This window comes from Microbacterium barkeri (genome assembly GCF_027921765.1).
Lineage (GTDB): Bacteria > Actinomycetota > Actinomycetes > Actinomycetales > Microbacteriaceae > Microbacterium > Microbacterium barkeri.
In genome coordinates this window covers 36,216-45,366 of the sequence record NZ_BSEJ01000021.1, presented here as the reverse complement: position 1 = coordinate 45,366, position 9,151 = coordinate 36,216, and the positions used below count along the sequence as shown (strand labels likewise).

At 70.5% G+C, this 9,151-nt stretch carries 14 protein-coding genes and 1 tRNA gene; 8 read left to right on the top strand and 7 right to left on the bottom strand.

All coding sequences use genetic code 11. From position 1 onward, the window contains the following. Nucleotides 1-151: 151 nt before the first annotated feature. The gene (locus PKE79_RS15930; protein WP_271174688.1) at nt 152-715 is read right to left on the bottom strand and encodes a TetR/AcrR family transcriptional regulator; all 564 of its coding nucleotides are present in this window, start codon (nt 713-715) and stop codon (nt 152-154) included. Nucleotides 716-795: 80 nt separating this feature from the next. Here PKE79_RS15930 and PKE79_RS15925 point away from each other — a divergent pair, with 80 nt between their 5' ends. Next, on the top strand, nt 796-2,295 hold the full coding sequence (locus PKE79_RS15925) for a hypothetical protein (RefSeq protein WP_271174687.1): 1,500 nt from the start codon (nt 796-798) through the stop codon (nt 2,293-2,295). On the opposite strand, the gene corA is transcribed toward PKE79_RS15925, so the two are convergent. Beyond that, a complete protein-coding gene (gene corA, locus PKE79_RS15920; RefSeq protein WP_271174686.1) occupies nt 2,273-3,271 on the bottom strand; it encodes a magnesium/cobalt transporter CorA in 999 nt (332 codons plus the stop codon). The genes PKE79_RS15925 and corA overlap by 23 nt on opposite strands. A gap of 77 nt (nt 3,272-3,348) precedes the next feature. On the opposite strand from corA, the gene PKE79_RS15915 reads away from it, so the two are divergent. The 4 genes from PKE79_RS15915 to PKE79_RS15900 all read left to right on the top strand — a co-directional run bounded on the left by PKE79_RS15915 (nt 3,349) and on the right by PKE79_RS15900 (nt 6,391). Then, nucleotides 3,349-4,269 (top strand): aldo/keto reductase, encoded by a 921-nt coding sequence (locus PKE79_RS15915; protein WP_271174685.1) that lies wholly within the window; start codon nt 3,349-3,351, stop codon nt 4,267-4,269. A 161-nt stretch (nt 4,270-4,430) separates the two neighbouring features. Further along, complete coding sequence (locus PKE79_RS15910) at nt 4,431-4,694, top strand: DUF6458 family protein (protein ID WP_271174684.1); 264 nt, start codon at nt 4,431-4,433, stop codon at nt 4,692-4,694. A gap of 6 nt (nt 4,695-4,700) precedes the next feature. Next, a complete protein-coding gene (locus PKE79_RS15905; RefSeq protein ID WP_271174683.1) occupies nt 4,701-5,882 on the top strand; it encodes a serine/threonine-protein kinase in 1,182 nt (393 codons plus the stop codon). Next, entirely contained in the window at nt 5,879-6,391 is a 513-nt protein-coding gene (locus tag PKE79_RS15900) for a hypothetical protein (RefSeq protein ID WP_271174682.1), read from the top strand. The genes PKE79_RS15905 and PKE79_RS15900 overlap by 4 nt, the downstream gene beginning before the upstream one ends. Nucleotides 6,392-6,400: 9 nt before the next feature. Here PKE79_RS15900 and PKE79_RS15895 read toward each other — a convergent pair whose 3' ends face one another. Beyond that, nucleotides 6,401-6,934, bottom strand: a complete 534-nt coding sequence (locus PKE79_RS15895) for a CGNR zinc finger domain-containing protein (protein WP_271174681.1) — start codon at nt 6,932-6,934, stop codon at nt 6,401-6,403. Nucleotides 6,935-6,959: 25 nt separating this feature from the next. Here PKE79_RS15895 and PKE79_RS15890 point away from each other — a divergent pair, with 25 nt between their 5' ends. Further along, entirely contained in the window at nt 6,960-7,175 is a 216-nt protein-coding gene (locus PKE79_RS15890) for a hypothetical protein (RefSeq protein WP_271174680.1), read from the top strand. On the opposite strand, the gene PKE79_RS15885 is transcribed toward PKE79_RS15890, so the two are convergent. Beyond that, entirely contained in the window at nt 7,139-7,282 is a 144-nt protein-coding gene (locus PKE79_RS15885) for a hypothetical protein (RefSeq protein ID WP_271174679.1), read from the bottom strand. The genes PKE79_RS15890 and PKE79_RS15885 overlap by 37 nt on opposite strands. Nucleotides 7,283-7,443: 161 nt before the next feature. Here PKE79_RS15885 and PKE79_RS15880 point away from each other — a divergent pair, with 161 nt between their 5' ends. Together PKE79_RS15880 and PKE79_RS15875 are read left to right on the top strand one after the other, a co-directional pair. Further along, nucleotides 7,444-7,644 carry a hypothetical protein gene (locus tag PKE79_RS15880; protein WP_271174678.1) on the top strand — a complete coding sequence of 67 codons (201 nt, stop codon included), beginning with the start codon at nt 7,444-7,446 and terminating at the stop codon, nt 7,642-7,644. Between the two features lie 39 nt (nt 7,645-7,683). Beyond that, the gene (locus PKE79_RS15875; RefSeq protein WP_271174677.1) at nt 7,684-8,160 is read left to right on the top strand and encodes a hypothetical protein; all 477 of its coding nucleotides are present in this window, start codon (nt 7,684-7,686) and stop codon (nt 8,158-8,160) included. A 3-nt stretch (nt 8,161-8,163) separates the two neighbouring features. On the opposite strand, the gene PKE79_RS15870 is transcribed toward PKE79_RS15875, so the two are convergent. The 3 genes from PKE79_RS15870 to PKE79_RS15860 all read right to left on the bottom strand — a co-directional run bounded on the left by PKE79_RS15870 (nt 8,164) and on the right by PKE79_RS15860 (nt 9,105). Then, nucleotides 8,164-8,355, bottom strand: a complete 192-nt coding sequence (locus PKE79_RS15870; RefSeq protein ID WP_271174676.1) for a hypothetical protein — start codon at nt 8,353-8,355, stop codon at nt 8,164-8,166. Nucleotides 8,356-8,372: 17 nt separating this feature from the next. Continuing rightward, nucleotides 8,373-8,870, bottom strand: coding sequence for a pyridoxamine 5'-phosphate oxidase family protein (locus tag PKE79_RS15865; protein WP_271174675.1), 498 nt, complete (start codon nt 8,868-8,870; stop codon nt 8,373-8,375). A 142-nt stretch (nt 8,871-9,012) separates the two neighbouring features. Further along, nucleotides 9,013-9,105 (bottom strand) — tRNA-Ser (locus PKE79_RS15860). Nucleotides 9,106-9,151: the final 46 nt, after the last annotated feature.

The window sequence follows — 9,151 nt, the reverse complement described above, 5'->3', positions numbered from 1 at the left end:
CACCCCCGCATCCTCCCGCGGCATCGTCCTCGACATACCCCCACACTACCCACCCCATCGGACATTCCACCGAACAATCCCAAACTGTGGATAACTCCACATTCGGAGATAAAGACGATGGCCATGCAACCGACGCGACCGTCGACCGGACCTACGCCGCGACCGCCCGGATCGCACGCGACAGCTCCTCCGCCGACGGAGTGGCCGAGGGGTCCAGCATCCACTGCAGCATCACGCCGTTGATGAGGGCGAGCGCAAGCGAACCCACGGTGCGGGCGTCGTCCGCGGAGACCTCGTCCCGGTCGACCTCCAGCACGAGCGCGGCGAGGTCGCGGCGGCTCTCCGCATAGATGCGGAGAAGCTGCCTGCGGACCTCCTCGGCGAACTCCGCCTGGGCGTAGGCCTGAACGCTGGCGACGAGGACGCTGCGCTTACCCGGCGCCGCCGCGAGCAGACCGGCGAGGAAGTGCTCGAGGCGTCGCCCCGGGCCGCCGTCGAGGTCGGCGGTCACACTGCTGGCGACGGCATCGCCCCACTCCTCGAAGGTCTCGATGACGGCGGCGTTGAGCAGAGCGTCCTTCGAGCCGAAGTGATATCCGATCGCAGCGAGATTGGCCCCAGTGACGCCCACGATGTCGCGCGCCGTGGTGTGCGCGTACCCGCGCTCGACCAGGCACTGCTTCGCTCCCGCGAGAAGCGCTTCACGTTGCCCCATTCCTCGAGCATACGGCGCACCCTGTACGGGCGTGCTATACATACGTATAAGACGCACGTATCAAACTCTCGAGGAGCCTCATGTCCGCAGAGCAGACCCCGCCCGTGTCGCCCGACGCCGGCAGCATCGCCGTACCCGTCACGGTGTCGTGGGATGGCGCGTTCCACGTCAACCAGACGGTTCTCACCACGCACCTCTGGGCCGCACCGCCCCTCCGCCGCGAGTCGCCGATCCACGATCGCGCGTTCGCGGCTCTCCGCGATCTGAAGGCCGACTGCGCGCGCTTCCTCCCCTGGTTCTCGCATCCGGTGCTCTCCGTGCCCGCCCTGGAGCCGCCCACCGAGACGACCACCTCATGGGACTTCTCGCACCTCGATCCGTTCGTCGAGGACTTCATGGCCGCGGCCGAGGGGCGACCGGTCGTCGCGAACTTCGCGACCATCCCGCACTGGATGTTCGAGGGCGCCGAGGACGTCGTGGTCTCGCGCGACCCCGACGAGATCCACTGGCAGTACGAGCAGGGATCGGACTTCCGCGACGAGACGCTCGCCGAGGTCGCGGACTACTTCTTCCGACTCGCCAGCTGGTACATCGCGGGAGGCTTCACCGACGAGCTCGGCCGCTGGCACGAGTCGGGCCACAGATACCGCTTCGCGTACTGGGAGGTGCTCTGCGAGCCCGACCTCAACCGGCGCATGCCGCCCGAGGTCTACACCCGGCTGTACGACGCCGTGGTCGAGCGGCTGCAGCCCCTGGACCCCGAGATGAAGTTCATCGGCCTGTCCCTCAGTCACGTGCACCACGACCCCGAGTACTTCTGGCACTTCCTCGACGCCGCGAATCACCAGGACGGCATCCCCATCGACGCCTTCTCGTGCCACTTCTATGCGTCGCCGGAGATCGTCAACCCGTTCGGGCCGGAAGGCAACGCCGACCCGAGCACGTGGCGCAGCACCTTCTTCGCGCAGGCCGATGCCTTCGTGGAGAGCGTGGCGTACATCCAGTCCATCGCGCGGCGCCTGGCGCCGGGCGCGCGGATGTTCCTCAATGAGATCGGGACGTACCCGGCTGACATCATGAACCCCGCTCCGCAGATCCCGGCGTTCTACTGGGCCCTCAGCGGGTCGGTCCACGCCTACCTCTGGGCGCGGCTGCTGCCCATGGGGATCGACCTGCTCGGCATCGCGGAGTTCATGGACTACCCCGGCATGATCCCCGGCACGTCGCTCCTCGACTGGGAGACCGGCGAGCCGAACGCCCGGTATGCCGTGACGCAGCTCCTCCTGCGCCACTTCGCTCCGGGAGATCGCGCGGTGCCGACGTCGACGGGCTACCCCGGATTCCCCGACGCGCGTCTGCACGCGCAGGGCCTGATGCGCCCCGACGGCAGGAGGTCGCTGCTCCTGGTCAGCAAGTGGGATGAGCCCATCGAGCTCGATCTGTCGGGCACCGGCATGTCCGGCGGATCCGGCGAGCATGTCCACGTGGGCACGGACGGCATCGCGAGGTTCCAGTGCGGCGACACGCTGCGGCTCGAGCCGCACGCCACGGTCGTCCTCACATCCACTTCCGCCACTTGAACAGCGCCCACAGGGTGACGCTCGTCGCCGCCATGAGCGCGAGGGCGAGCGGGTATCCCCACGCCCAGTGGAGTTCGGGCATGTGATCGAAGTTCATGCCGTAGATGCCGCCGATGAGCGTCGGGCCGAAGAGGATCGCAGCCCACCCCGAGATCTTCTTGACCTGCTCGTTCTGCTGCAGCGACGTCTCGGTCTGCCGCTGCGTGACGATCGTCGCGTGCACCGTGAGCGCGTTGTCGAGGATGGCCCGGAAGGACGCGATGCGGTCGTTGAGACGCAGCACATGATCGTGCACGTCGCGCAGCAGGCGCTGCAGCTCGAGGTCGACACCGTACTTCTCGCCTCCGCGCAGCAGGCCGGCGAGCATGCCGTCGAGCGGCTGCGTGCCGCGCTGGAATGCGATCACCTCGCCGGACAGCTCGTAGATCCGGCGGGAGAGGGATGTCGCGGTGTCGGTGAAGAGCGCGTCCTCGATCTCGTCGATGTCGTTCTCGACGCCGCGCATGACCGGGGTGTACTGATCGACCACCTCGTCGAGGATGGCGTAGAGCACGGCCTCGGTCCCGCGCGCGAGGAGAGCCGGATCGGCCTCCATCCGCTGCCGGACGCGCGAGAGGTCGGGAGCCTCGCCGTGACGGACCGTGAGCACGAAGTCCGGCCCGACGAACACGTGCAGCTCGCCGAACTCGACCGTCTCGGTCTCGTCGATGTACCAGGCGGGCCGCAGCACGAGGAAGAGCGTGTCGCCGTAGCGCTCGAGCTTCGCGCGCTGGTGCCCCTTGCGCGCATCCTCCACGGCGAGCGCGTGCAGCTCGAACTCGGCCGCGACGGTCATCAGCTCGTCGTCGGTCGGGCGCAGCAGGCCGATCCAGCCCATCCCCTTCTGGTCGCGCATGTACTCGAAGGTCTGGTCGAGGCTCGCCGGGTCGGCGATGCGCCGCCCGTCGACGTAGACGGCGTTGTCGATGATGGGCACGAGTCCATTGTGGGCGGCAGACATCCGCGGACCCGTGCGCCATGCTGGTGGGGACACCTGCGACCGATGGAGGCCCCATGTCATCCGTGCTCGACCCTCGCCCGCTCGGCGCGACTCCTCTCGTCGTGAGCCCCGTGACGCTCGGCGCCTCGTCGCTGGGCGATCCGCAGCGCTCGGCCTCCGACCCGCTCGAGGTCGCCGAGGCGATGCTGTCCTCCCGCTTCGCGGTCGTCGACACATCGAACAACTACGCGGGCGGCGAGAGCGAGCGGGTGCTCGGGCGGGCGTTGGATGCCCGAGGCGGGCTCGCGGATGGCCACAGCATCGTCACGAAGGTCGACGTCGGGAAGGACGGACGATTCGACCGCGACCGCGTGTGGCGCTCCTTCGAGGAGAGCGTCGAGAAGCTCGGGCTCGAGCGGTTCCCGCTCGTGCACCTCCACGACCCGTGGGCCGTCACGGTGGAGGAGGCGCTCGCGCCCGGCGGAGCTGTCCAGGGGATGATCGAGCTGCGCGAGCAGGGTCTGGCCGGGGCGATCGGCATCGCCGTCGGCGAGATCAGCCTCGAGAAGGCGTATGTCGGGACGGGCATCTTCGACGCCGTCCTCACCCACAACCGCATGACGATCGTCGACCGCAGCGCCGAGGAGCTCATCGCGGAGGCCAACGAGCGCGGCATGGGCGTCTTCAACGCCGCGCCGTTCGGCGGCGGGCTTCTCGCCGGAACGTCGACGAGCTACGCGTATCGCGAGGCGCCCGCCGATCTGCTCGCGTGGCTCGCCCGGGTGCGCGAGCTCTGCGCGGAATGGAAGCTCTCGGTCCCGGCCGCCGCCCTCCACTTCTCCCTGCGGCATCCCGGCGTCCACTCGACGGTCGTCGGAGTCGGCCGGCCCGAGCGCATCGCCGAGCTCGAGGAGCTCTGCGCGACGCACGTGCCGGACGAGTTCTGGCCCGAGCTCGAGAAGCTCGGCACGCCGCCGTCGACCGTCGAGGACTGATGCCCGGCGTGCACGGCTACCGTCCCGTCGCCGCCGTGTCAACCGCGAGACGCCAGGACGACGCGGACGGTACACCTGAAGGAACCCGCTGACGCGGTGACGAGCCACCCGAGCCCGTCCGTCAGCGGCCGCAGGGCCCAGCGCCTGGAAGGAGCACGACCATGGGAATCGGATCCGGAATCGCCCTCATCGCGATCGGCGCGATCATCGCTTTCGCCATCAACGTGGACCTCGGCGGAGCGGTCGACCTCACCCTCATCGGGTACATCCTCATGGCTGCCGGTGCCGTCGTCTTCCTCATCAGCCTCGTCCTCATGCTCCGTCGCCGCAGCGCCGTCTCCACTCAGCGCACGGCGGTCGACCCGGCCAGCGGCGAGCAGATCACGACGCGGCGGACGACGGACAACGGAGAGCCGCTCGCCTGAGCGCGCATGTCCGACCTCCTCGACGAGCCCGTCACGGGAGAGGTGCTCGACGGCCGCTATCGGCTCATCGCGCGCGTGGGCGCCGGCGGCATGGCCACCGTCTACCGCGCGCGCGATGAGCTGCTCGGCCGCGACGTCGCCGTCAAGCTCTTCCGCCCGATGCCGGATGATCCGCAGTCGCGACAGCGTCGGCTCGCGGAGACCCGCCTGCTCGCAGCCCTGAACCATCCGTCCCTCGTCACGCTGTTCGACGCGCATGTCGACGAGGACGACCATCCGTACCTCGTGATGGAGTACGTCGAAGGCCCGACCCTGCGCGATCGGATGGCCGCAGCCCCGCTCTCGGGGCGGGAGGTCGCCGAGACCGCGGTCGCGCTCGCCGACGCGCTCGCCGTCGTCCATGACGCCGGCATCGTCCACCGCGACGTGAAGCCGTCGAACGTGCTCATGCGGGCGCCGAAGCTGCCGGGTATCACGAGCGCGGCGACGCTGGCCGACTTCGGGATCGCCTACCTGCTCGACTCGAGCCGCATCACGACGCCGGGAACGACGATCGGGACGGCCGCGTACCTCTCCCCTGAGCAGGTCCGCGGCATGCAGCCGGCCCCCGCATCCGACATCTACTCGCTCGGGCTCATGCTGCTCGAGCTCCTCATCGGCCGCCACCCCTTCCCCTCGGGCACGGCGCAGGAGCTGTTCGCCTCGCGCATCGCGGGCGAGCCGGAGATGCCCGACGAGCTCGATCCGCGATGGCGCGTCCTGCTCACCGCGATGACCTACCGCGACCCGGCGCGGCGCCCCACGGCGCGCGAGGTCGCCGCGGCCGCGCGGGAGATCGCGGCCGACCCGAGCGAGCCGCTCACGCCGCGGTCGGCCGCCGTCCACGAGCAGGAGACGCGGCCGTTCCCCGTCGCGCAGGCGACCGCGCCCCTGCCGTCCCGCCCTGCGCCGACCGCCGCGATCCCGCTGGGCACGCTTCAGCCGCCGGCCGCGGCTCCGCGCCGGCGCCCTCGGCGCATCCTCGCGATGGTCGCGGTGATGACGGCGGTCGCCCTGATCGCGCTCGCGCTGGCGCTCGGCGCGCCGACGATGTTCCCGCAGGAGGAACCCGTGCCGCCCGCCCTGCCCGCGCTCGACGAGCCCCTGCGCGGCCATCTCGACGACCTCATGGAGGCGGTCACGCCATGAGGCGCCTCCTACTCCCCACCCTGATCGTCGCAGCCGTCGTCCTGACCGGCTGTGCGCCTTCCGACACCCCGACCGCCGCGTTCCAGGACGCCGTGGCGACCGTCGCCGAGCAGGCCGCGGACGGCGACGCCGCGGGGGCGCTCGCCTCTCTCGACAGGCTCGAGGCCGACGTCGACGAGGCCCTTGTGGACGGGCGGATCGACGCGGCGCGCGCCGTCGCCATCCGGGAGGCGATCGACGCCGTCCGCGCCGACCTCGAGCGGCTCGCCGAGCCGTCTCCGACGCCGACTCCGAGCGAGGAGCCGGTTGTCCTCCCGTCAGACCCGCCTGCCGAGGACGGCGCCGGCGACGGTGGCGACGGCGATGAGGGCGAGGGCAACGGGAGTGAGGGCAACGGGAATCAAGGCGGCGGGAACGGCAGCCAGGGCAACGGCGGCCAGGGCAACGGGAATCAGGGCGGCGGGAATCAGGGCGGCGGGAACGGCGGCCAGGGCAACGGCAAGAAGTAGCCTCGACGCTCACCGGAGCCGGGCGCGATGGCGGCGCACGGCGTCGCGGTTCGCACAGCGGACGGAGCAGTAGCGCTGCCGGCCGTTCCGGGTGATGTCGACGACGACGTTGCGGCACGGATCGCCGGGCGCGCGGCCCGCGGCGCACCGCCCGAGCCGGGTCATCCCGCGGCTCGTCAGGTGCAGAGCGGTCCCGACGGAGATGACGGCGAGCAGCACGTGCGCGAGCGACTGGTCGTCGTCGCGGTAGTGGAGGTGCCATCCCTCGCCGTCATGGTCGGTCAGACGCGGGTACGCGGTCGCCTCCTTCATGAGCTCGTTCAGCAGACGTGCGCGCTCATCCGGCGAATCCGCGTCGACCACGGCGAGCCAGCGGTCGATCACCGCGCGCGTCGCGGCGTGGTCATCGGGGCGCTCGGGAAACGGCATCGTCATCCCGAAGTCGCGCGTGCGGCTCTCGATGCCCGCGCGATCGTGCGGCCATGCGTTCGCGAGCGACGCCGCGAGGAGCACCGCGTACTCGCCGTAAGGGTTGAGATGCATAAGAGCATTACATCACGCTGGTCGCATGACCTCCCCGCGCAGCCAGCACCTCGTCGACCTCGCGACCGCGCGCACGTGCGAGCACGGATGGCGCACCGAGTCGCGCCATCCGACGTCCGAGGGCGTCGTCCTCTACGTCCGGTGCACGCGGTGCGGCGCCCGACGTGTCGACCTGCTCGCTCCGGGCGCCGTCATGCCGACCGCTCAGACCTCTTCGTCGCGGTCGACGTCGGTGTACTGACCGGGCTCCTCGATGACCCGGTCGGGCCGTCGCTCGCCGTCCGGCTCCTCGACGTCGGTGTACTCGCCCTCGTCCTCCTGGCGCTTGATCTCGTCTTCCCTGCCCATGGTGTCCTCCTCGTCGGGTCCTCTCCACCCTGCGGGAGGCGACCGGGCGACGTCATCCCCTTGCGCCGCGGGCCGTCTGGCGATAGCGCGAAGGCGTCGCCGCGCATCCCGAGCTTGTCAACGCCCTCGCGCCATCCGCCCGTCCGCGCGAGGATCTCGACATGAGCGCAGAAGAGAAGAAGACGTCCGATTCCGACCTCGCGCGGGAGAACGCTGTGAGCGACCCCGGCCGACTCCCCGACGAGGGCGCGCCCGGGCTCGGCTCGAGCGACGGCGAGGTGCCGCCCGATGCCATTCGCGGCCCCGGGCGCGACGATGCGGAGGACGATGACGACCGGGTGGAGGTCGAGGACCTCCCCTGACATCGGCGGCGGCGGCGGGGGCCGTGTGAGGATCGACGCATGGCGTCTCGACACGGCCCCCTCACCGCGACCCCCGACGGCCTCGCGATCGGCGACGTCGCCGCGCGCCACGTCCGGCTCCGCGCGGACGGAGTCGCGGAGTGCGTCGGAGACGCGCCGAGGGCCGTGCTGCGATGGTCGGACATCCGCGCCCTGCGCTTCAGCCCGCCCACCACGATCTGGCCGTGGCCAGGAATGCAGGAGACGGTCGGCTCGCTGCTGCTCGCCGTGCTCGGCGACGTCAGCCCGCTGGGCGAGGTCGAGCGGTATCCGGTCGTCCTCACGGTCACCTCGGGCGACGAGGTGACGTGGGAGGTCGACCCGCACTACATCGCCGGCTACCGGCGGTCGCACGTGCGCTCGGCGCAGCGCATCGTCGAGGTGCTGACCTCGTCCGCCGAGTCTCGCGCCCTGCTGAGACATCCCGCCGACGCGCTCACGCGGCTCGCCGCCGTGGGGCGCCGAGCCGCGTGGTGAGGACTACTCCTCCTCGCCCGGGATCTCCGCGTCGATGACGCCGATGCCGACCGCGTGGTGGCTCGGCTCCCCCTCCTGCGGCTGAGGCGCCTTGGGCTCCTCACCCGGGTCCTTCTCCGTGCTGGGGTCGTCCAGGATGGTGTCGGCCGCCTCCTCGTCGACGCTCTCCTCGGGCTGGCTCTGGGCATCCGCCATGATGTGCTCCTCTCGATTCAGAGTTCGACGGCGCGGTTCTCGCCGACGTCGGGCTGCGTGCGCGTCACGACGGCCTTCGCGATCTTGAACGCCGACACGATGCCGGGCTCATCCGTCGCCCAGTACTCGGCGGACTCTGCGCGCACGCGGATGAGCGCGACGGTCGGATCCTCCCGCCCTTCGTGGAACCAGGCTTCGACCGCGGGGGTCCAGTACTCGTCCACCTTCGCCCGGTCGTGCACGACCTCCGCGGTGCCGGCGACCGAGAGGTAGCCCTTGCCCGATTCGAACGCGACGTTCACGGCGGGGTGCACGGCGATGTCGCGCACCTTCTCGCTCGGGTCCTGGGTGAAGAACCAGAGGTCGCCGTCGAACTCGACGTCCTGCGCGGCGAGCGGGCGGCTGTGGAGCTGCCCCTCGGGACTGGTGGTCGTGAGCAGCCCGATCTTGGCGGATTTCACAATCCCGGCGATGCGGGCGAGGTCCTCATCGGTCGCGTGCGGCGTCTCCTGCATGTGCTCCTCCGTCGTCTCGAGGTGGGATTACGTGCGACGCTACGCGCGCGGGTCGCCGGGCGCACTCGGTTGACAGGGTCACCGGGCTGTGGCATCGGAGGTGCGGAGAAGACGAAACCCCCTCGTCGCGAGGGGGTTTCTCTGGCGGAGACGGAGGGATTTGAACCCTCGGTCCCCTTAAAGGGGACTCCACCTTAGCAGGGTGGTGCACTAGGCCTGACTATGCGACGTCTCCAGGTGCCTGCACGCAGACACGTAGACCATCCTAACGGGTCCGAGGG

Excerpts from the sequence above, each read along its gene's own strand:
- PKE79_RS15930 (WP_271174688.1), bottom strand. The coding sequence starts at position 715 with ATGGGGCAACGTGAAGCGCTTCTCGCGGGAGCGAAGCAGTGCCTGGTC.
- PKE79_RS15925 (WP_271174687.1), top strand. The coding sequence starts at position 796 with ATGTCCGCAGAGCAGACCCCGCCCGTGTCGCCCGACGCCGGCAGCATC.
- PKE79_RS15915 (WP_271174685.1), top strand. The coding sequence starts at position 3,349 with ATGTCATCCGTGCTCGACCCTCGCCCGCTCGGCGCGACTCCTCTCGTC.
- PKE79_RS15910 (WP_271174684.1), top strand. The coding sequence starts at position 4,431 with ATGGGAATCGGATCCGGAATCGCCCTCATCGCGATCGGCGCGATCATC.
- PKE79_RS15905 (WP_271174683.1), top strand. The coding sequence starts at position 4,701 with ATGTCCGACCTCCTCGACGAGCCCGTCACGGGAGAGGTGCTCGACGGC.
- PKE79_RS15900 (WP_271174682.1), top strand. The coding sequence starts at position 5,879 with ATGAGGCGCCTCCTACTCCCCACCCTGATCGTCGCAGCCGTCGTCCTG.
- PKE79_RS15895 (WP_271174681.1), bottom strand. The coding sequence starts at position 6,934 with ATGCATCTCAACCCTTACGGCGAGTACGCGGTGCTCCTCGCGGCGTCG.
- PKE79_RS15890 (WP_271174680.1), top strand. The coding sequence starts at position 6,960 with ATGACCTCCCCGCGCAGCCAGCACCTCGTCGACCTCGCGACCGCGCGC.
- PKE79_RS15885 (WP_271174679.1), bottom strand. The coding sequence starts at position 7,282 with ATGGGCAGGGAAGACGAGATCAAGCGCCAGGAGGACGAGGGCGAGTAC.
- PKE79_RS15880 (WP_271174678.1), top strand. The coding sequence starts at position 7,444 with ATGAGCGCAGAAGAGAAGAAGACGTCCGATTCCGACCTCGCGCGGGAG.
- PKE79_RS15875 (WP_271174677.1), top strand. The coding sequence starts at position 7,684 with ATGGCGTCTCGACACGGCCCCCTCACCGCGACCCCCGACGGCCTCGCG.
- PKE79_RS15870 (WP_271174676.1), bottom strand. The coding sequence starts at position 8,355 with ATGGCGGATGCCCAGAGCCAGCCCGAGGAGAGCGTCGACGAGGAGGCG.
- PKE79_RS15865 (WP_271174675.1), bottom strand. The coding sequence starts at position 8,870 with ATGCAGGAGACGCCGCACGCGACCGATGAGGACCTCGCCCGCATCGCC.